Source organism: Sorangium sp. So ce185 (assembly GCF_051526825.1).
GTDB lineage: Bacteria > Myxococcota_A > Polyangia > Polyangiales > Polyangiaceae > Sorangium > Sorangium cellulosum_D.
Genome location: NZ_CP150316.1, coordinates 10902484 through 10920808, shown reverse-complemented (window position 1 = coordinate 10920808; position 18325 = coordinate 10902484). Strand labels below are relative to the sequence as shown.

General features: G+C 71.0%; 17 protein-coding genes and 1 pseudogene. 5 read left to right on the top strand and 13 right to left on the bottom strand.

From position 1 onward, the window contains the following. The first annotated feature begins 20 nt into the window (after positions 1 to 20). On the top strand, positions 21 to 1058 hold the full coding sequence (locus WMF26_RS40265; RefSeq protein ID WP_437997059.1) for a Rieske 2Fe-2S domain-containing protein: 1038 nt from the start codon (positions 21 to 23) through the stop codon (positions 1056 to 1058). A gap of 68 nt (positions 1059 to 1126) precedes the next feature. On the opposite strand, the gene WMF26_RS40260 is transcribed toward WMF26_RS40265, so the two are convergent. The 5 genes from WMF26_RS40260 to WMF26_RS40240 all read right to left on the bottom strand — a co-directional run bounded on the left by WMF26_RS40260 (position 1127) and on the right by WMF26_RS40240 (position 6764). Beyond that, a complete protein-coding gene (locus tag WMF26_RS40260; RefSeq protein WP_437997058.1) occupies positions 1127 to 1597 on the bottom strand; it encodes a response regulator in 471 nt (156 codons plus the stop codon). Between the two features lie 457 nt (positions 1598 to 2054). Then, entirely contained in the window at positions 2055 to 3434 is a 1380-nt protein-coding gene (locus WMF26_RS40255; RefSeq protein WP_437997057.1) for a sigma-54-dependent transcriptional regulator, read from the bottom strand. A gap of 51 nt (positions 3435 to 3485) precedes the next feature. Then, a complete protein-coding gene (locus WMF26_RS40250) occupies positions 3486 to 5009 on the bottom strand; it encodes a sensor histidine kinase (RefSeq protein ID WP_061626062.1) in 1524 nt (507 codons plus the stop codon). 130 nt (positions 5010 to 5139) lie between these two features. Beyond that, positions 5140 to 6144 carry a pyridoxamine 5'-phosphate oxidase family protein gene (locus WMF26_RS40245; RefSeq protein WP_437997056.1) on the bottom strand — a complete coding sequence of 335 codons (1005 nt, stop codon included), beginning with the start codon at positions 6142 to 6144 and terminating at the stop codon, positions 5140 to 5142. After that, complete coding sequence (locus WMF26_RS40240) at positions 6141 to 6764, bottom strand: glutathione S-transferase family protein (RefSeq protein ID WP_061626063.1); 624 nt, start codon at positions 6762 to 6764, stop codon at positions 6141 to 6143. Before WMF26_RS40240 ends, WMF26_RS40245 begins: the two co-directional genes overlap by 4 nt. Positions 6765 to 6910: 146 nt before the next feature. Here WMF26_RS40240 and WMF26_RS40235 point away from each other — a divergent pair, with 146 nt between their 5' ends. From WMF26_RS40235 to WMF26_RS40225, 3 genes are all read left to right on the top strand, one after another. After that, the gene (locus WMF26_RS40235) at positions 6911 to 7810 is read left to right on the top strand and encodes a LysR family transcriptional regulator (protein WP_437997055.1); all 900 of its coding nucleotides are present in this window, start codon (positions 6911 to 6913) and stop codon (positions 7808 to 7810) included. Between the two features lie 134 nt (positions 7811 to 7944). Continuing rightward, a complete protein-coding gene (locus tag WMF26_RS40230) occupies positions 7945 to 9525 on the top strand; it encodes an AAA family ATPase (protein ID WP_437997054.1) in 1581 nt (526 codons plus the stop codon). 230 nt (positions 9526 to 9755) lie between these two features. Further along, on the top strand, positions 9756 to 10262 hold the full coding sequence (locus WMF26_RS40225; RefSeq protein ID WP_437997053.1) for a hypothetical protein: 507 nt from the start codon (positions 9756 to 9758) through the stop codon (positions 10260 to 10262). 199 nt (positions 10263 to 10461) lie between these two features. Here WMF26_RS40225 and WMF26_RS40220 read toward each other — a convergent pair whose 3' ends face one another. The 6 genes and pseudogenes from WMF26_RS40220 to WMF26_RS40195 all read right to left on the bottom strand — a co-directional run bounded on the left by WMF26_RS40220 (position 10462) and on the right by WMF26_RS40195 (position 13633). After that, on the bottom strand, positions 10462 to 11589 hold the full coding sequence (locus tag WMF26_RS40220; protein ID WP_437997052.1) for a prohibitin family protein: 1128 nt from the start codon (positions 11587 to 11589) through the stop codon (positions 10462 to 10464). Between the two features lie 12 nt (positions 11590 to 11601). Further along, positions 11602 to 11871, bottom strand: a complete 270-nt coding sequence (locus tag WMF26_RS40215; protein ID WP_437997051.1) for a hypothetical protein — start codon at positions 11869 to 11871, stop codon at positions 11602 to 11604. Positions 11872 to 11881: 10 nt separating this feature from the next. Beyond that, the gene (locus tag WMF26_RS40210) at positions 11882 to 12247 is read right to left on the bottom strand and encodes an STAS domain-containing protein (protein ID WP_437997050.1); all 366 of its coding nucleotides are present in this window, start codon (positions 12245 to 12247) and stop codon (positions 11882 to 11884) included. 82 nt (positions 12248 to 12329) lie between these two features. Beyond that, positions 12330 to 13024, bottom strand: a pseudogene (locus WMF26_RS40205) (pyridoxal-phosphate dependent enzyme); the annotation flags it as partial. Between the two features lie 16 nt (positions 13025 to 13040). After that, positions 13041 to 13304: a hypothetical protein gene (locus WMF26_RS40200; RefSeq protein ID WP_437997049.1), complete on the bottom strand. Its 264-nt coding sequence runs from the start codon at positions 13302 to 13304 to the stop codon at positions 13041 to 13043. 95 nt (positions 13305 to 13399) lie between these two features. After that, the gene (locus WMF26_RS40195) at positions 13400 to 13633 is read right to left on the bottom strand and encodes a hypothetical protein (protein WP_437997048.1); all 234 of its coding nucleotides are present in this window, start codon (positions 13631 to 13633) and stop codon (positions 13400 to 13402) included. A 471-nt stretch (positions 13634 to 14104) separates the two neighbouring features. On the opposite strand from WMF26_RS40195, the gene WMF26_RS40190 reads away from it, so the two are divergent. Further along, entirely contained in the window at positions 14105 to 14578 is a 474-nt protein-coding gene (locus WMF26_RS40190) for a hypothetical protein (RefSeq protein WP_437997047.1), read from the top strand. Positions 14579 to 15079: 501 nt separating this feature from the next. Here WMF26_RS40190 and WMF26_RS40185 read toward each other — a convergent pair. Further along, the gene (locus WMF26_RS40185; RefSeq protein ID WP_437997046.1) at positions 15080 to 15649 is read right to left on the bottom strand and encodes a hypothetical protein; all 570 of its coding nucleotides are present in this window, start codon (positions 15647 to 15649) and stop codon (positions 15080 to 15082) included. Positions 15650 to 16334: 685 nt separating this feature from the next. After that, on the bottom strand, positions 16335 to 18245 hold the full coding sequence (locus WMF26_RS40180; RefSeq protein ID WP_437997045.1) for a PAS domain-containing protein: 1911 nt from the start codon (positions 18243 to 18245) through the stop codon (positions 16335 to 16337). Positions 18246 to 18325 lie beyond the last annotated feature (80 nt).

The following is an 18325-nucleotide window of genomic DNA, read 5'->3' as shown; positions in this document are numbered from 1 at the left end:
CGGGCAATCGGAGGAGCATCATGCGAAGGCACGGCATCGAGGAAGGGCGCGGCGGGTTCGTCGAGGGCGCCTGGTACATCATCGCGGACGCGGCGCGCGTGGGCAAGCGGCCGGTCACGGTCGAGCGGTTCGGGACGCGCATCGTGCTGTTCCGCGACGAGCGGGGCGCGCTGGTCGCGGCACGGGCGCGCTGTCCGCACCGGGGCGCGGACCTCGGCCTGGGGCGCGTCGTGGACGGGGCGATCGAGTGCCCGTACCACGGCTTCCGGTTCGCGTCGGACGGGCGCTGCGTGGCGATCCCGTGCGAGGGGCGGGGGGCGAGCGGGCGCGGCGTGGCCGAGGCGCTCGCGCTGACGCGCTACGAGGTGCGCGAGCACCGGGGCTTCGTGTGGCTCTTCTGGGGCGAGCGGCCGGACGAGCTGCCGCCGGTGCCTTGGTTCGAGGGGCTGCCGGCGGACGAGCGGCACGCGCACACGGCGTCGACGGAGTGGGACGTGCCGTTCGCGCGGGCGATGGAGGGGATGCTCGATTTCCATCACGCGCCGTTCGCGCACCGGCCCTGGATGCCGGGCGTGGGTGCGCTGCTGGACCCCTACGACGTGCGGGTGGAGGGCGACGTCATCCACGCGATGGGGGTGCTCCGCCACGACGACGGGGCGCCGTGGGACGGCCGCCGGGGGTGGAAGCTCGAGATGGAGGTGCGCTTCCCGGGGGCGTTGCGGCTCTCGTTCGGGAAGCTGGTGGTGGGGGTGGTGGGGTGCGCGCCGATCGACGCGGGGCGGACGGCGATCGTGGGGCGGTACTACATGCCGGTCCCGGCGATCGGGCGGCTGCTCGCGCGGCTCGGGCTGCTGATGGAGTTCTGGCTGATCCAGCCGGAAGACGAGCGGATGCTGGCGTCGTCGGAGCCGCGCGACGCGGACCTGGAGGCGTGCCGCTTCGTGTGCGCGGACGCGGGGATCCTCGCGTGGCACAAGATGCGGCGGGCGCGGTTGAAGGCGCAGCGGGAGGGGGCGCCGCAGGCGGAGCCGCGCCGGCTGCCGGTCGAGGCGGGGTGAGGCGCGGCGCGGCACGGCGCGGAGGCGGCGGGGCGGCGGGGCGGCGGGCGCGCGGGGCGGCGGGCGCGTCAGCCACGCATCGAGGCGAGCGTCTGGACGACGACGCGCAGGTCGTCGACGTCGAGCGGTTTGTCGAGCACGGCGTCGGCGCCGAGGCGGTAGGCCTCGGCGTGGGTCTCCGGGTCTCCGAACGCGGTGATGAGGACCACGGGGGTGGCCCAGTCGTCGCGGCGCAGGCCGGCGAGCAGCTCGAGGCCGCTCCTGCCTGGCATCCGGATGTCGCTGACGACGACGTCGGCTGGGGCGCGGCCGCCGGAGACCAGCGCGTCGCCCATCAGCTCGAGGAGGTGGTTGGCGTCGCGCGCCTCCAGGACCTCGTAGCCGTCGCGACGGAGGGCGGTGGCGAGCAGCAGCCGCAGCTCCCGGTCGTCCTCGGCGAGGAGAACGCGGACGGGCGTCGCGACGGGGTGGACGCTCGGCAGGGGTTCAGGGGGCACACTCGGGGACCAGGCACGTTCGCGGAGCTGCTCGGGGTTCATGGGTTCTCCTTCGATAGATCCCGAGTGCAGGCAGCGTGCCGCGGGCAGCGGCGGGAACCGGGAGCCGACCCGGGTTGGGCAGGAACCGACCCGGGTTGAGGTGAGAGCCAGGAACCGACCCAGGTTGGGGCGGCCCGACCCAGGTTGGGGCGGCCCGACCCAGGTTGGGGCGGCCCGACCCAGGTTGGGGCGCCCGGCCCAGGTTGGGGCGCCCGGCCCAGGTTGGGGCGCCCGACCCAGGTTGGGGCGGCCGGACCCAGGTTGGGCGAGGGGGACCGACCCGGGTTGAGGTGAAGGCCCAGGAACCGACCCAGGTTGAGGTGGCTACCAGGTTGAGCTGGCTACCCAGGTTGAAGCGACCCGACCCAGGTTGAGCTTGCTACTCAGGTTGAAGCGACCCAACCCAGGTTGAAGCGCCCCGACCCAGGTTGAGGTGGCCGGGGTGTTCCTCCGCGCCTCAGCTCTTCGCCGCCCCGGCGGCCGGCTCCCACCGCTCGAGCTTGCGGTGCAGCGTCTTCCGGTCGAGCCCCAGGATCCGGGCCGCCAGCGTCTTGTTCCCGCCCGCTGCCTCCAGCACCCGCAGGATGTACCGGCGCTCCACCTCCTCGAGCGGCACCAGCTCCGACGGATCATCCCCCGCCACGAGCACATGCGACGGCCGGTGCTCCCGCACCTTCGCCGGCAGATCGTCCACCGTGATCTCCTGGTACCGCGTGAGCGCCACCGCCCGCTCGACGCAGTTCTGGATCTCCCGCACATTGCCCGGCCACGAATACGCAAGCAGCCGCTCGGCGGCCGCGGGCGACAGGCCCACCACCTCCTTGCCCGAGCGCGCGGCGAAATCCTCCAGGAAGCGCTGCGCGAGCAGCAGCACGTCGCTGCCCCGCGCCCGCACCGGCGGCAGCTCCACGTGGAGCACGTTGATCCGGTAATACAGATCCTCCCGGAACCGGCGCTCCTCGACCGCCTCGTCCAGGTCGCGGTTCGTCGCGGCCACGATGCGCGCATCGAACGGCACCTCCGCGTTCCCGCCCACCGGCCGCACCCGCCGCTCCTGCAGCGCGCGGAGCAGCTTCGGCTGCACCGCGAGCGGCAGCTCCCCGATCTCGTCGAGCAGCAGCGTCCCGCCGTTCGCCTCCACGAACAGCCCGGAGCGCGCCGCGCGCGCGTCGGTGAACGCCCCCCGCGCATGCCCGAAGAGCTCGCTCTCGATCAGCGACTCCGGCACCGCCGCGCAGTTGATCGCCACGAACGGCCCCCCCTTGCGGCGGCTCCGCTCGTGCAGCGCCCGCGCGACGACCTCCTTGCCCGTCCCGCTCTCGCCCGTGATGAGCACCGTCGCCTCCGCGTCGGCGATGCGCTCGATCAGATCCTGCACCGCCCGCATCGCGGCGCTCCGGCCGATGAGGTCCGGGAACGCGCCGGGCCCGGCCACCGCGCGGCGCAGCCGCCGCACCTCGGCCTTGAGCGCGTGGTGCGCGATCGCCCGCTCCAGCGCCAGCGCCAGCGCCTCGATGTCGACCGGCTTGGTCACGTAGTCGTACGCGCCCGCGCGGATCGCCTGCACCGCCGTCTCGATGCTGCCGAAGGCGGTGATCACCACCACCGGCAGGTCCGGCCGGATCTCGGCCGCCCGGCGGCAGACCGCGATCCCATCCATGCCGCGCATGTTCAGGTCGGTCAGGAGGACGTCGAAGCGCTCGTCCTCCTCGAGCAGCGCGAGCGCCTCCGCAGGTGAGGTCTGCGTCGTCGCCTCGACGCCCCGCGCGCGGAGATCCGCCGCGAGCCACGCGCACATCGCCTCGTCGTCGTCGATGATCAGCGCTCGCCGTCCCATCTCTCCTCGATCGATTGCGTAATACAGCGCCGGGCCCGCCACCAGCCGTCGCTAGGCCGCCGTCCCGGCCAGCCCGCCCTCGCCCCCGGCCGCCGGCGCCGCGCCCCCCGGGCCGCTCGGGGCGAGGTACACCGTGAACGTCGAGCCTTTGCCGAGCTCGCTCTCCACGTCGAGCCAGCCCCCGTGCTCGCGCACGATGCCGTAGGAGACGCTCAGCCCGAGGCCGGTGCCCTCGCCGACGTCCTTCGTGGTGAAGAACGGCTCGAACACGCGGGAGATGTTCTCGGGCGCGATCCCGTCGCCCTGGTCGATCACCCGAATGGCCACGTGCTCGCCCTCGGCGCCGCCGTGATCGGCCGGCGGGCGGGCGCGCGCGCGCTCGACGCGGACCGTGAGCTCGCCGCCGCGCCTCATCGACTGCATGCCGTTCATCACGAGGTTCGTGAGCACCTGCTGCATCTGCCCGGTGTCCACCTGGGCCTGCGCCCCCGGCGGGGCGAGGTCCGCCTCGTCGAGGCGGAGCGTCACCCCCCGCTTGCGGGCGAGGGGCTCCAGCAGCGCCAGCGTCTGGCGCGCGATCTGCGCGAGATCGGCCGGCGCCTTCTGCGCCACCCGGCGGCGCGCGAAATCGAGCAGCTGCCGGATGATCTTCGTCATCCGATCCGCCTGCTCGGCGATGATGCGCGCGCTGTCCGCCGCCTCCTCCGGCGAGAGGCCGCGGGCGATCATCTTGGCGCGGCCGCCCACCACGTTGAGCGGCGTGCCGAGCTCGTGCGCGATGCCCGACGCCAGCTTGCCCACGGTGGTGAGCCGATCGGCGTGCCGGAGCTGCTCCAGCGCGGCGATGCGCGCGGTCGTCTCCCGGGCGGCGCGCTCGCGCGCCTCGGCGAGGTGCTCGCACATCGCGTTGATCTCGCGCGCGATCTGCCCGAGCTCGTCGCGCTGCGGCAGGATCAGCGGGCCGCCGAGGTCGCCTTCCCCGATGCGCCGCGTCTTGTCGACGAGCCGCTGCGTCGGGCGCCCGACGAGGAGCTGCCCGAAGGTCATCGCCAGCAGGCCGCTCAGCGCCGCGAGGGCGACGATGGTGGTCACCGTGTTGATCACGCTCGCCTGGACGTACGACTCTCCCTCCTCGAGGGACTCCGAGATCTCGATCGCGCCGACGCGCGTCGGGTCCACGGCGACCGGCGCGTAGGTGTAAAAGCGCCCGGTCTTGTCGCCCTCGCGCTGCATCCGGAACACCTCGGTGCCCCCGGCGAGATCGGCGATCTCGTCGGCGGGCAGCGCGGGCGCGAAGCGATCGCCGGGGGGCGCGTCGAGCCAGACCCAGCGGAAGCGCACGCCGTCCTGGCGCTCGCTCGCCTCGTCGAGCACGCGGAGCGCCTCGTCGAGCCCGTCGCGGCGCCACCTCTCGGTGACCGCCGCGCGCAGCGCGATGCCGATGAGGTGCTCGTCGCGCCGCATGTCCGCCTCGAACAGCGCCCGCTCGCGCCGGACCGAGAGGTAGCCGTAGAGGCTCAGCGCCGCGCACATGACGAGGACGAGGGCCAGGGTGAGCTTGCTGGCGAGCCGCATGGGATCCCGGAGGAGGATGCAGGACGCGTGCGCATTCTCAAGCGGGAGCGTCGCTGCGCCGGTCGTTCCGGGGCCGCCCCGGATCTCCCCGGTGGGGCAAAACTCCCCTGGGCAGGCCCCCGCGGCGCCGTCACGCGCGCTCCACGTCCTCCCACGAGCCGGTCGCCGCGAGCTGCGGCGCCGCCACCGGCGCCGACCAGCGCAGCGGCACCGCGTCGTCCGTCCACACGCCCTCGGCCACGCGGAACCGCAGGAGCCGCTGGGCGCCGGCGAAGGCGGCGAGCTCGGCCCCGTCCCAGAGCACCTCGGCCTCTCCGGTCAGCGACAGCACCCCGCCGGACGCGAAGTCCACGAAGAGCAGCCCGGCGCGCGGGTTCAGCGCCAGGTTGCCGAACGTGTTGAACGCGGAGTTCCCGGCGAAATCCGGCGCGGTCAGCGCGGTGCGGCCGTCCTCCTCCGTCACGCGCACGAAGCCGGGCTTGCCGCCCCGGTGGGACACGTCGGCCCCCTCGATCGCGCTGCCGCCGCGCGCGGCCGGCGCGGCGGTCGCGATGAAGAACGTGTCCGCGCGTCGGATCAGCGCCGCGGCGCCGGCGGACAGGATCGGCCCCTCCGCCTGCGCCGCCGGAGGCGCGGCGGCCGCGCCGGGCTCTCTCACGAACACCGGCTCTCGCGCCTGGATGTACTGCGGGCAGTTGCCGAAGCTCTGCCCGACCTCGACGACGAAGCCGCCGTCGCCGGCCTCGACGATCGTGCCGTTCATCCGGTTGCGACGGCGGGTCTCGAGCTGGATGCCGAGCAGGCCCACCGGCGCGCCCGCGGCGAGGTGCGCGCCGAGCGGATCGCCGGGCAGAGGGCGCGCGGTCACGGCGAGCGTCCGCGCATCGGGCGAGGCGATGAACCCCGGCCGCCCCACGAGGAGCGAGGCCCAGGGCCGGCCCCGCGCGTCGAGGCTCCCGACGAGCAGAAACGGCAGCTTCGCGAACAGCTCGCGGTGCTGGTCGGGCATGAAATCCCGGATGATCCTGCGTCCGGCCTTCTCGGCCCGCTCGCGCGCGCCGGCCCGCTCCTGCACGGCCATCTCGCCCGGGTGATAGGGCGACCCCTTGCCGGGCCATCCGGGCAGGGCGTTCACAGGGCCGTCCTTGTCATCGGCGCGAAGCCGGGCAGCTCCTCCACGCGGGCGAGCCACGCGCGCACGTGGCCGTACGGCTCCAGCGACACGCCGCCTTCCGGCGCGTGCGCCGTGTACGTGTACATCGCGATGTCCGCGAGGGTCGGCGCGTCGCCCGCGAGGAAGCGCCGCGCCGAGAGGTGCTGATCGACCACCGTGAGGAGCTGGGCGGCGATCGCCTTGGCCCGATCGACATCCACCTTGGCGCCGAACACGCGCGCGAGGCGCGCCGCCGCGGGCCCCGCCACGAGCTGCCCCGCGGCCACGGAGAGCCATTGCTGCACGCGCGCCGCCGCCACCGGATCGCGCGGGAGCCATCGCCCCGCCGGGTCGTAGCGCGAGGCCAGGTACACGAGGATCGCGTTGCTGTCGGCCAGCGTCACGTCGCCGTCCTCGATCACCGGCACCTGACCGAAGGGGTTCTTGCGCAGGAACTCGGGCGCCTTGTGGGCGCCGCTCTTCAGATCCACGTCGACGCGCTCGAACGGGAGCCGCAGCAGCGACAGGAACAGCTCCACGCGGTGCGCGTGTCCCGAGAGCGGGTGACGATAAAGACGGATGGGTGTGGCAGGAGTCGTCATCGAGGTGTCCTTGGGGAGGGATGGCGTCGAGAGGCGGTCCGGCCCGCGTGGGCTTCCCCGCCTCGCCAGCCGAAGATGCCCATTCCAGCGGCCATGGGTAATACCCATCCTTGACAAGGGACCATTCCAGGAACTGGAATAATCGGATGGATCGGCTGGACACCATGCGCGTGTTCGTCGCGGTCGCCGAGGAGGAGGGCTTCGCGCCCGCGGCGCGGCGGCTGTCCATGTCGCCGCCGGCGGTGACGCGGGCCATCTCCGCGCTGGAGGAGCGGATCGGCACGCGGCTCCTGCACCGCACCACGCGCATCGTCCGCCTCACCGAGGCGGGCGCCCGGTTCCTCGCGGACTGCAAGCGGATCCTCGCGGAGATCGAGGAGGCCGAGGCGTCGGCGGCCGGGTCGCACGCCGCGCTGCGGGGGCCGCTCGGCGTGACGGCGCCGGTCCTGTTCGGGCGGATGTTCGTCGCGCCGATCGTGTTCGATTTCCTGGCGCGCCATCCGCGCGTGTCGGCGCGGACGCTGCTCCTCGACCGGGTCGTGGACATGCTCGACGAGGGGATCGACGTCGCCGTCCGGATCGCCCATCTGCGGGACTCGTCGCTGACCGCGATCCGCGTCGGCTCGGTGCGGCGGGTGGTCTGCGCGTCGCCGGGCTACCTCGCCGCGCGCGGCGCGCCCGCGACGCCGGCCGACCTGGCGCGGCTCGACACCATCTCGTTCTCGCAGACGGGCTCGCCCGAGGAGTGGTCGTTCGGGTCGGGCGCGCGGGTCGAGAAGGTCCTCCCGCCGTCTCAGCTCCTCGTCAACACGGCCGACGTGGCCATCGCGGCGGCCGCTGCCGGGCGGGGGCTCGCGCGCGTGCTCTCGTATCAGATCGGCCCGGAGCTGCGCGACGGGCGCCTCGCCATCGTGCTCCCGGCGTTCGAGCCCCCGCCGGTGCCGATCCACGTCGTGCACCCCGAGGGCCGCCTCGCGGCGGCGAGGGTGCGGGCCTTCGTCGATTTCCTGGTCGAGCGGCTCAGGGCCGAGCCGTGGCTGCGCTGATCCGCGACGCCCGGCGGCGCCGCGCTGGCGCGGCGTGCGCCGCTCTCGGGTCGAGCCCGGAGCTCCCGCTCGCCGCGGCGGAGCCCGAGCTTACCGGCTTGCGCGGTCCGCCGCGATCGGGCCAAGGTCGCAGCATGAAGCGCCGGTTCAACACGGCCGGGCCCTGCATCGAGGGGATGCACTACATGATCCCGCCGGCCCGCCGCCTGCCGGAGGCGCCCGGGCTCGTGGAGCAGCTCGGTTATTTCGTGGTGCACGCCCCGCGGCAGACGGGCAAGACCACCGCGCTGCGGGCGCTCGCGCACAGCCTCACGGCCTCGGGCAAGCACGCGGCGGTCCTGCTCTCGTGCGAGGCCGGCCAGGCGGCCGGCGACGACTACGAAGCGGCCGAGCGGATCGTGCTGTCCAACATGCGCAGCGAGGCCGAGTCGAGGCTCGCTCCGGATCAGCGGCCGCCGCCCTATCCCGATGCGCCGCCCGGCGATCGTCTGCGGGCGGCGCTGAAGGCCTGGGCACAGGCCTGCCCGCTGCCGCTCGCGCTGATGCTCGACGAGATCGACGCGCTCCGCGACAGCAGCCTCTTGACCGTGCTCCGGCAGCTCCGGGCGGGCTTCCCCGGTCGTCCTCGAGAATTCCCCGCCTCCGTGATCCTCTGCGGTCTGCGTGACGTGCGCGACTATAAAGCCGCGAGCGGCGGCGATCCGTCGCGGCTGGGCACGGCGAGCCCGTTCAACATCAAGCTCGAGTCGCTCCGCCTCGACGACTTCAGCCTCGATGAGGTGCGGGAGCTCTACGGACAGCACACGGCGGACACGGGGCAGGTCTTCGCCGAGGAGGCGATCTCGCGCGCCTTCGAGGCGACGCGGGGGCAGCCGTGGCTGGTGAACGCGCTGGCGCGCGAGGTCGTCGAGAAGATGGCCGTGCCGCCCGCGCAGGCCGTCACGGTGGCGCACGTCGAGGAGGCCAAGGAACGGCTGATCCTGGCGCGCGCCACGCACCTGGATTCCCTGGTGGCGAAGCTCGCCGAGCCGCGGGTGAAGCGCTTCATCGAGCCCGTCCTCGCGGGCACCCTGACGGGCAAGGACGGAGCCTACGACGACGACCTGAGCTACTGCCGCGATCTCGGCCTGCTCGCGCTGGACAACCCGCTCCGGATCGCCAACCCCATCTATCACGAGGTGATCGCGCGCGTGCTCGCCGGCTCGGTGGAGGCCGAGATCGTGGCGGAGCCGCGGAGCTTCGTCCTCCCCGACGGCCGCCTCGACTTCGGCCGCGTCCTGCGCGAGTTCGCGGGCTTCTGGCGCGAGCACGGCGACGTCTTGGCCGCCGGCCTGCCCTATCACGAGGCGGCGCCGCAGCTCGTGCTGATGGCGTTCCTGCAGCGCGTGGTGAACGGCGGCGGGGTCATCGATCGCGAGTACGGCATCGGCCGCGGCCGCATCGACCTGCTGGTGCGCTGGCCCTACCGCGACGCGAGCGGCGCGCGCGCGTGGCAGCGCGAGGCGCTGGAGCTGAAGGTCTGGCGAGGCAAGACGAGAGATCCGCTGAACAAGGCCCTCGCGCAGCTCGATGGCTATCTCGACAAGACGGGGCTCGATGCCGGGGTGCTGGTGATCTTCGACCGGCGGCCGGAGGCCGGCGATATCGAGACGCGCACCCGATTCGAGGAGGCGGAGACGCCTTCGGGGAGGAAGGTGACGCTGCTGCGGGCATAGCCGAGCGCCGGTCCGACGGCGATCCTGAGCCGATGCTCCTCGGCTTGGCTCAGTTCCCGTGGAGCACGAGGCACGTCGTGGTCGCGCGCGTAGAGCTTGCCGTCGTCCTTGCCGACCAGCCCGCCTTCCGCCGTCGCCTGACCTCCACGCCTTCTTCTTTCCCCGGGGCCCCGCGGCCGACGATGATGGATCCGCTCCCCTGTGCGGAGCGCGGCGGAGCGCGAGGTACCATGCAAGACACGCTGTTGGCCATCGGTGGATGCGGCATCGTCGTGCTCCTCGTGGCGCTCCTCGCGCTGAGCGTGTGGTCGACCCACCGCCGCCATGATCCGGCTCGGGCGTCGATCAAGGTGCCGGTCGTCCCGGGGGCCGACTTCATCCTCCCCATCGAGACCGAGGACGCTCCGGTCACCGTGTTCTTCCGGTTCGACGTCCGCAAGGAGTCCAGCGCGGAGGATGCCTACGGGCTGACCGTGAGCCTCACGCTCGTGCGAGGGGGCCAGGTGGCTCAACAGATCGCGTGGCTCTCCGGCGAGCATGCCCGCTCGAGCGAGGGCATGGAGTCGCGCAAGGTCGCCGCCCACCACGCCTTCACGGAGACGAACCACGGATTCAGGGCGTCCTTCGAGCTGATCGAGGTACCCCCGCGTTCGACCGTCGAGCTCCGCGGTCGCGTCCGTACCTTCCCGGGGACGACGCTGGAGTGGGGATGGGCCTACATCCCCTCGACCCGGTGAGCCGACGCCAAGGTGATGCCGCGCCCTCCTGGGCGCTCAACCACCGAGTCACCGGCACGCATGTGGAGACGTCGTTGTCGTCCTCCGGGGGCGCCCGGATGCACGAGCGCGACGGCGCAGCCCTGTCGCGGCGCCGAGGGCTCTCCTTCGTCTCTTCGGCCTCGGTCGCGACCGCGATCGCCAGCGCCCCGCGCGCCCCTCAGGGCGACGCGGCAGGCGCCTGCTGCGCGGGCTTCTCCGCGGGCTTCGCGCCCCTGTCCCCCTGGCCACCGCCCGCGCCGGGCGCCACCCCGTCCGCCGCGCCCGCCTCGCCCCCGGGGGCGCTCTCCTCCAGCAGCTCGGCCAGCTTCTGCTCGGCGTCCTTGTCGAGCGCGCTCTTCATGTCGAACGTCAGCATCGGCAGCGGACCCTGGTTCATCGCCGGAAGTCGCCCGTTCCACCGCTCCAGCGCGCGGTACTGCAGCACCGCCGGCGTCGCCGACAGCCGGATGATCGTGTTCGCCTTGGCCTCGGCCCGCGCGCGGATGAGCAGCGCGTCCGCCTCGCCGCGGGCGTGCTCCCGCGCCGACTCGGCCGCGCCGCGCGCCGTCGCGATCGCCTGCTCGGCCTCGGCCCGCACCTGGCGCACCCGGTTCTCGGCCTGGATCGCCTTCTGCGTCGCCTCCATCGCCTGGTTGATCGCCGCGGCCACGTTCTCGGGCAGCCGGAGCGCGCCGTTGATGGTCAGCTGATCGATCCGGATGCCGTCCTTCTCGAGGACCACCTCGAGCTCCTTGATCACGTCGTGGATGAGGCTCGTCTTGCCCGACCCGTAGATCTCCTGGACTGGCATCTTCGACGCGACCGAGTTGAACGCCTCGCGCACCGCGTTGCGCACGTAGCGATCCGCGAGCCGCATCAGGTCGTTCTCGCGGAAGCGTAGGTAGAGGTGAGGCGCCTTGTCCGGCTCGATGTGGAAGGACATCCCGATGTCCGCGCCCACGTTCACCCCCTCGGAGGACGAGAAGGTGATCGACTCGTCGACCGACCGGCCCTCGTGCGCCGACGACGTCCAGACCACGTTCTGCACGCTCGTCGGAAACTGCACGATCTGCTCGGTGAGCGGGTTGTAGAACACCCAGCCGGTCACGACCGGGATGTCGTCGACGCCGCGGCTCGATCCGGCCAGCTTGACCCGGATGCCCACGTGCGCGGCGTCGATCCGCGTCACCGTGGTGCACGCGACGAAGAGCGTCGCGACGAGGAGCACGAGGCCGAGCGCGACGCGGCGCGCCGCGCCGACGGCGGCGTCCGATGGACCGAGCTTGATGGAGGGGATCTTCGCCATGGATGGAGCCTCTCAGTCGTCGCGCCCCATGATGAGCCAGAGGGCGCTCGCGACGCTGACGCCGAACGCGAGGAGGAGCGCGACGAGGGCGACCCAGTAGCGTACCGGGTCGGCGCCGTTGAGCCAGCCCCGCAGCGCCGTGACGAGCGCGACGTAACCCCCGAGCGCCGCCGCCGCGGGCCAGGCGCGGCGGCGCCGCAGGCGGGCGAGCTCCCGGCGGAGCCGCTCGTTCTCGGCGGCCAGGCTGGGCCGCCCATCGCGGTACGGATCGAGCCCGCTCACGCGCCGCCCGTCACCCGTCGCGCTCGGGCAGCGGCCCCCGCGCGCGCGGCGCCTCGTCCGCGTCCTCGCGCAGATCCCGCCGCCTCCGGCGCCTCCGGACCGACACCCCGCTCGACTGCATCGCGAAGAGGAGCGCCTCCCGCAGGTTCGAGAGCGTCTTGATGTTCGACAGATCGAGCCCCAGCGACACCACCGTCTGCGCCACCTCGGGCCGGATGCCGACGACGATCCCCTGCGCGCCGAGCATCGCGACGGCGTCGATGAGCCTCAGCACGTGATCGGCCGTGGCCGCGTCCAGCGCGCTCACCCCGGTGAGATCGATGATCGCGTGACGGCACCGGGTCCGCGCCACGGCCTCGAGCAGCACCTCCATCATTTGCTGCGAGCCATCGTCGTCCAACCCTCTCGCCCGACACCACCTCGACGTCGTCTACCAGGTCCTCACGGAGGACGCTCGTCAACTTCCCGGGGCCTAGCCCCATGCGGTCGTGGGAGCGCTGCTTGAAGGGCTCGCCGTGGCGCCCGGCGTAGAGCGGCGCCGACCTGTCCACCTCGATGGCGACGGTCTTCATCGCAGGGAAGCCCGCCTTGAGCCCCTCGGCGATCCACGAGAAGGTCCCGCTCGTACCGAGCGCGCAGGTGACGAGATCGACCACCCTGTCCAGGGCGCGGAACGAGCTTACGACTTCGGTGCCGCACCGGCGCCACGCCAGCCGGTTCAGCGGGCTGGTCGATTGATCGATGAAATAGCTGCCAGGGTGCGTTCGGACGTACTCCTGCGCCTGCTCCTCTGCGTACGTCAAGAACGCCTCGCTCTGCGTCTCGATGATCTCGGCCCCGACCGAGCGGATCTGCGCCTTGCGCTCGACCGTTATCTCCGCGGGCATGAAGACGACCACTCGGTAGCCCCTCTCCCTGCCGGCATAGGCAATGGCCGCACCCCGTTGCTCGTGGAGCACTCGACCAGGGGCATCCCAGGCCTGATCGTCGCTTGTCGCTCGATCTCGTGGATGATGTGCGCGAAGATGCGATCCTTGTGGCTCCCGGTCGGGTTCTTGAACTCGCACTTTGCGAAGACGGAGGCCGCGCCTGCCTCGCAGACCCGCCGCAGCTGGTAGAGCTCCGTCGGCGGCAATCCTCTCTCGATACACATCGATCGACCCGCTCCCTCAGGCTCGACCTGGCTGTGACACGACCCTGGTGCGCCGCAGCCATGGATCGATCGTACCCTGGATCCGCGACTTCACCTCGATGCCGAACCTGGATCGGATGAGCTCGGCGCTGCGGTTGTCCACCTTCTCGACCGCGAAGAGCACCGCGCCCACGGATGCCCCGGCCATCTGGACCGCCTCGATGAGCGCGGCGAGCTTCCCGCCGGTGCCGATCGTGTCGTCGACGATGACGATCCGGTCCCCGGGAGAGATCCCGTTCACATAGGCTTGCGCGATCGAGCAACGGCCTGCGATTCCGCCTGGTGAGCGGTTCAGAAGGATCGCCCGGAGGGATCGAGCCCCCTCGCGCGCCGTCGTCACCCCTCGCGCCCGGGCAGCGGCTCCCGCGCGCGCAGCGCCTCGCGTCCGGCCGGCCCGGCACCGGCGAGCCCGAGTGCGCGGGCGAGCGGCGCCTCCAGTTCGACGGCGCGCTCGGCCTGGGTCTCCGCGATCCGGGCGCCGACGAGGCGGACGAGCTCCCTCCGCACCTTCTCTTCGATCCGGCCGCGAAGGTCGTCCCGCGCGCCGACCTGCGCTGTGGCGAACAGCACCGACCCACCGCCGGCTCCGCGGCGTCGAACGAGCGCGAGGGCGACCGGTTCCTGACGATAAAGGTCTTAGAACTCAGCGGTGGCGTGACCCAGGGCGGGACCAGGTTGCGTCATCGAACTGGATTCACCGCTGCCGCGCCCGGCGGCATCGCGCACACCTTGGTGCCCCCTGCACACTGAAGCCTCGCCATTGCCCAGGTTTGCTGCTTGACGTCCGAACGACACCCTGGTAATCCTTGGCACAAATTCTGTGCGATTGCTTAATTCCCGCTGCGAGCATTCGCCGATGTGAGGAGATTGTTGATGTCGCGTGTGAGCTCGTTGGCTGTGGGTCTGGTGGGTGTGGGCGCGGGAATCGCTGCGGCGGTTCTAGTAGGCCAGCTCAGGTCCTCTGGTCCGCCGGACACCGCACGCGCGGCCAAGGCGCCCCAGGATCGTCCAGCGTCCATAGAAGCGTCAGGCGCAGACATCGTGAAGCTGAACAATCGACTGGCTCTCGTCGAGCGAGCTCTGGCGAACGCCGAGGGCGCAGGGCAACCTACGGGTGAGTCGGAACCTCAGGCCACGGGTGAGCCCAAAGATGGCCCGGCTGCGGCGGACGGCGCTGCGGAAGAGAAATCACTGAAGCGATTTACGTCAATAGTGGAAGAGTTCTCAGCGATGCCGCCAGACTCCGCATGGGGCTCGCAAGCCGTGCGAGGGCTGAAATCCGATTTGATGACGATGGCTGAGAAATTCAGCTTCGATGTTCAATCCGTGCAATGCAAGGATCACCTCTGCATGGCCGAGATCGTGTCGTCCAGCCCGCAGGCTGCTACCCAGCACGTTAACCAGGTCGCGCACGCACGCTACTCCGTTCGATGCGATGTGGAGGCCATAATGAAGGTTCCTTCGGGTCAGACGGAGGATATCTCGTCGACGGTTCTTTTCACCGACTGCAAATGATATCGAGCTCGGCTGCTTGAGCCTCGACATCATCCGGGGCGGCTCAACCCCACCTGCACCTGCTCCGCTGCTGGCGCATGGACCCCGTTCGCGGGTCATCGAACTCGCTTCCAAGAAGTACTTCGTCAGCACGCGGGTTCGGCGCCGCCCAGGAGAACTCGACCTGCTCCTCGCTGGCTGACCTTGCTGCCACACTCCGCGGCCGCTAGCTACGACCCGGCCGTGGACGTGCAGCGCGCCCGGGTGGGGGCGGCGAGAGGCCGCGCCGCTTCGTTCCCACCACGGACTGCATCGGCTCTAAACAGCCGCTCCTGACTCAGCAACGGACAGAACCTTGCCAGCCTGGAGAACATCAGCCAGAGGGCCCAGGAATGGCCCTTCACAAGGACCGAGTCGGCTCGTCATTGCTTTGATGCGCTGCCGCATCTCCGTCGCCGCAGTGGAGCAGGCATTCTTCGTCGCAAAAGATTCACGAAGCACCGACCTCGCGAACAGTTCGGACTAGGTGTCCAAAACCTTATATCCAACAACGGTGGCCGATGATATTGTCGGAATATTAGGATTCCCAAGCCGGCCACCAGGGTAGACAATGATGTAAGGGAATCCGGCCGGATGGGCGTGCCACTCGTCCAGATCGAATCCTGTATGGCTCAGCGTCAGTTCAGTTCCGCCTACCGCAGTCGGACTCCACTCTAGAAGATCATCACATGCGGCGCCGTAGATCGACGTTCCGCCTGAAGTGTAAGACCAGCTCACGCAGGCCTTCGCGCCTCCATTGTAAGCCTGCGTCTGCGCCTCAGGAAGATAGACCTGTATGACTACGTTCTCAACATCAGTTAGAGGAAAGCTCGCTGAGCTGTTGTGAGGGCAGTGCACCGGGTCGTACCGCAAATCATCGAGGTCGTAGGACGTGTTGAGGCCGGTAGCTATAGCTGCGCCACCGCTGGGCCAGGCGAACCCCCCGTGGCAGTTGAATGCGGAATAGCGGACTACCTCCGCCAATCCGTCCGATACGGTGGCCAGCATGAAGGCAACGGCGAATCCGGCAGCGAAATCCCTGGCTTTCTTCACAGTACCCCTCTATCGAGCGCAGCATGGGACGCTACGCTTAGTCTCGCTTGTGGTGATGGATTTTTGTTCTCGAGTGCGGCTATCGCATTATCGTGAGTCGTTCGTTCTGGCGGTCGCTAACTGTAAAGAGATAGGTCGGATTCGCGCCCCATCTGGCCTGGGAAGCCGGAGAGCGCAACTCTGACCCAACCGCTCACGTAGATGCACGGCTCGCGAAATTGTCGGAAATTAGTAATCCAAATAACACTAGCGCGCGGGCGTGTAAACAGAAATAGCGTCGCAATCTTGCTGGTCTGCGTGGGCAACCGCCTACGGAAGGGCCTCGTGCCCGTCCCGGCGGCCGGTTGCCTGTCGCCGTCGCGACGAAAGAGGAAGCGATGGCGACGAGGGCGGAGCGGTGGGCGCGCAGCGGGTTGAGTGCCGAGAAGTCCGCTCGGCGCGAGGTGTAACAGATCGATTTCTACCGATCCATCGGCTCCCAAGGACGCTCCGCCATCGGTCGCGATCACGCGGGGGCATCATGAGGAGTCGCCCGGAGAGGTCGCACCGCGTCTCTCAGATTCCTCCCTATTCCCCCATCCACCGCAGGCCCCCGTGGAGGGTGCGCGGCGGGGCCGGGCAGCTCGGCATCACCTCACATGCACCACGGATGAACCTGCGCGACGTGGTACGGCCGCGCCGCCCGTCACCCGTCGCGCTCGGGCAGCGGCTCTCGCGCGCGCGGCGCCTCGTCCTCGTCCTCGCGCAGATCGCGCCGCCTCCGGCGCCTCCGGACCGACACCCCGCTCGACTGCATCGCGAAGAGGAGCGCCTCCCGCAGGTTCGAGAGCGTCTTGATGTTCGACAGATCGAGCCCGAGCGACACCACCGTCTGCGCCACCTCGGGCCGGATGCCGACGACGATCCCCTGCGCGCCGAGCATCGCGACGGCGTCGATGAGCCTCAGCACATGATCGGCCGTGGCCGCGTCCAGCGCGCTCACACCGGTGAGATCGATGATCGCGTGACGGCAGCGGGTCCGCGCCACGGCCTCGAGCAGCACCTCCATCATCTGCTGCGAGCGCTGCTCGTCCAGCACGCCGAGCACCGGCATCGTCAGGACCCCCTTCCAGACCTCGATGATCGGCGTCGACAGCGCGCGGATCGCCTCCTGCTGCCGCTCGATGATCTCGAGCCGCTCCTTCAGCATGGCCTGGTGGCGCTTCTGCTCCGTGACGTCGGTCGCGCCGCCCGCCATCTGGAACGGCACGCCCCGCTCGTCCCACTCCGCCATGCCGCGGGTGAACACGTCGCGATACTCCCCGTCCCCGTGCCGCAGCCGGTACTCGATCGCGAAGGGCCGCCGCTCCTCGAGGTGCGCCTTGAGCGCGGCCTGCATGAGGCCCCGATCGTCGGGGTGCAAGCGCTCGAAGAAGCTCATGAACGTCCCGCCCCACGCCTCGCGGCTGACGCCCATCATCTCGAGCATGCGATCGCTCCACTCCGTGGTATCCTCGCGGATGTTCCAGAACCAGATGCCCTCGTTCGACCCCTCCGCGAAGAGCCGGTAACGCGCCTCGCTCCGCCGCAGGGCGGCCTCGGCCCGGCGCAGCTCGGCCACGTCGGTGGTGCCGCCGATCCACAGCACGATGTTCCCCGCCGCGTCGCGCTGCGGCAGCGCCCTCACCACGTGCTCGCGGTAGCTCTGGTCGCTCGCGCGCCGCAGGCGGAACTCCGTCTCGTACGGCTGCCCGGTCTCCAGGCTCCGGGTCCACACCGCGATCGTCTTCTGGACGTCGTCCGGGTGCAGCATGGAGAGCCAGCCCTCGCCGAGCATCTGGTCTTCCGTGCGATCGAAGTAGTCGAGGACGGCCTGGTTCACGAAGTTCAGCTTGCCGTCCGGGCGCGCGGTCCACACCTGGAGGGGCATGGCGTTCCCGAACGTCCGCAGCTGCGCGTCCAGCCCGCCGGCCGGAGCGCCGTGCGAAGCCGCGCCGCCCTGCTGGAACGCGGCGCCGGCGCCGCGCAGCCGGCTCGGCGGCGGCGCCTCGCGGCCGCCCGGGTCGGCGAAAGCGGCCCCGAGCGCCCGGGCGAGCGGCTCCTCCAGATCGAGGGTGCGCTCGGCCTCGGTCTCCGCGATCCGGGCGCGCACCAGGCGGAGGAGCTCCTTCCGCACCTCCTCTTCGATACGCGCGCGCAGGTAGTCCTTCGCGCCGATCTGCGACTCGGCGAACAGCACCGACCCCGCCGCCGGCTCCGCCACGTCGAGGTAGATCCCGAGCGGCGCGCGCGGCCTCGGCGTGATGCGCAGCACGATCGTCGCGTCGAGCCGGTGCTCCGCCGCGTCGGCCTCCCCGGCCGTATCGACCCGGACCGTGAGGACCTGCGGGATCGAGACGTCGACCGCGACGCTCACGCCGCGCGTCACCGTCGCGTCGCCGATCTGGAAGTCGACCGTGAGGCGCGACGGCTTCCCGAGGATCTTGAGCTCCCGCTCCTCGCGGCGCGCGAGCGGCAGGAGCGAGTTCGCTCGCCGGCGAATCACGTCGTCCGTCATCGTGAGATCGAGGAGGTTCCGGCCAAACTCCTCGAGCGTCAGCCCTCCGTGCTCCACCATGGCTCCTTCCCGCTGCCGCCCCCTCCTCGCGCCAGGAGGTCAGTCGACAAGCCTAGTGCGCGGCGCCGTGCGCCGGAAGG

Coding starts and splice junctions, on each gene's coding strand:
- WMF26_RS40265 (WP_437997059.1), top strand. CDS start 21: ATGCGAAGGCACGGCATCGAGGAAGGGCGCGGCGGGTTCGTCGAGGGC.
- WMF26_RS40260 (WP_437997058.1), bottom strand. CDS start 1,597: ATGAACCCCGAGCAGCTCCGCGAACGTGCCTGGTCCCCGAGTGTGCCC.
- WMF26_RS40255 (WP_437997057.1), bottom strand. CDS start 3,434: ATGGGACGGCGAGCGCTGATCATCGACGACGACGAGGCGATGTGCGCG.
- WMF26_RS40250 (WP_061626062.1), bottom strand. CDS start 5,009: ATGCGGCTCGCCAGCAAGCTCACCCTGGCCCTCGTCCTCGTCATGTGC.
- WMF26_RS40240 (WP_061626063.1), bottom strand. CDS start 6,764: ATGACGACTCCTGCCACACCCATCCGTCTTTATCGTCACCCGCTCTCG.
- WMF26_RS40235 (WP_437997055.1), top strand. CDS start 6,911: ATGGATCGGCTGGACACCATGCGCGTGTTCGTCGCGGTCGCCGAGGAG.
- WMF26_RS40230 (WP_437997054.1), top strand. CDS start 7,945: ATGAAGCGCCGGTTCAACACGGCCGGGCCCTGCATCGAGGGGATGCAC.
- WMF26_RS40225 (WP_437997053.1), top strand. CDS start 9,756: ATGCAAGACACGCTGTTGGCCATCGGTGGATGCGGCATCGTCGTGCTC.
- WMF26_RS40220 (WP_437997052.1), bottom strand. CDS start 11,589: ATGGCGAAGATCCCCTCCATCAAGCTCGGTCCATCGGACGCCGCCGTC.
- WMF26_RS40210 (WP_437997050.1), bottom strand. CDS start 12,247: ATGATGGAGGTGCTGCTCGAGGCCGTGGCGCGGACCCGGTGCCGTCAC.
- WMF26_RS40180 (WP_437997045.1), bottom strand. CDS start 18,245: ATGGTGGAGCACGGAGGGCTGACGCTCGAGGAGTTTGGCCGGAACCTC.